Raw genomic sequence first — 1,316 nt, forward strand, 5'->3', positions numbered from 1 at the left:
CGCGTCTCCGCCGCTTGCTCAACCCGCGCCCTATGGCGTAGCAGAAACGACCGAGGCTCTAATCGCAGCTGGATGACAGTTCAGTGGCAGGTCAGTGGCGGTCAAGTGCCGCCCCGGCTCAACCTTGCCGTTAAGCGTCATCTCGACTATATTTGCCAGTGGTGACGCGTGCTGTCGTCGCTGGCCTCGCGGCCCTTTCTTTCTTCTTCTCTTTCCCAAACCTTACGAGGGACCGATGAACGAGGGAGATGGTCGTGTCGACCACACGAAGCTGCGGACGGTCAAACAGATTGTCGGCGAGGCGCCTTGGCTGACTGAAGGCAAGATGCGGTGGTGGCTCTTCCACCGTCATGCCAACGGCCTCGACCAGTCCGGTGCCATTGTTCGTGTCGGAGGACGCATCTACATCCACGTTGACGGTTTTCAGGCCTGGCTTGCTGAGGGATCTCGCGCCGCCTGATCAAGCATCCGGGGCCCGCTGCGAAGCGGGCCCTTTTTCTTTTCAAAGACGAAGAATCGAGTATCTGGCACATATGTGAGTTTATCTGTTGTCTTATAGGTAGAAGATATCTGTTCTAACTATATGCGGCCTGCCAGAGGCCGCGCTGACCAACGAATTCCGCCTCGTCGGCGTACCCTACTCTGCGTGGTGGGCGTACCGTGGTCTGCGTGACCGCGTACCCTGATCTGCGTGGACCGGGCCAATATCGTACCCTAGTCTGCGCAAGGGCGTACCGAAGTCTGCGTTGGCGCTCCTGAGCCTCCCGGAATTCCGGGCCCGCGATTTGGCGCCAGCGTACCGTAGTCTGCGTGGAGGGTTCTGGGGCCAGGGGAGCTCGGCGGTCCGGTGAGGTTCCGCCAAAACAACAGGCGCATGCGGCAGCTCGGCAATGTCGCCCCACAGGACACGCTGCCTGGGCCTCCCGCGTAGGCCGCGTCCAAAAACACAACGCCAGCGTCAGCAAGGGCGACGTCGCGCGCCGGCATGAAGACCCGCCGCCAGCCACCTGCTCGTGTGGCTTGCCTGATGAGACAACCATCGTGGAGTGCGATGGTGGACCTCCTGCGTCTCGGATCTCAAAGCGTGCTGCCGTGCTTTCGGGCTGTCGTGCCAGCAAGACCTCTTGCTTTCGTGCTGGAGCGAAAGCCCGCCTCCTGACAGCCGATCCCTGCCGCCGTTGCCTCTCGCAGCAAGCAAGCCTTACCGGCTACTTCCCCTTCGGCGGCACGAACAGCTGGTCGGTGCGGCTGGGCGTCATCAGGAGACCCCACTCGTCCAGGCGAATGCGCAGCCTTGGGAAGGCAGCGCGGATCTG

The 1,316-nt window shown here is 61.9% G+C and carries 1 protein-coding gene; it reads left to right on the forward strand.

Annotated features, from left to right (window positions below):
- Positions 1-235 precede the first annotated feature (235 nt).
- Entirely contained in the window at positions 236-460 is a 225-nt protein-coding gene (locus ACSSVZ_RS28125) for a hypothetical protein (RefSeq protein ID WP_453974170.1), read from the forward strand.
- Positions 461-1,316 lie beyond the last annotated feature (856 nt).

It is taken from the genome of Amorphus sp. MBR-141, assembly GCF_053628695.1.

Coding starts and splice junctions, on each gene's coding strand:
- ACSSVZ_RS28125 (WP_453974170.1), top strand. CDS start 236: ATGAACGAGGGAGATGGTCGTGTCGACCACACGAAGCTGCGGACGGTC.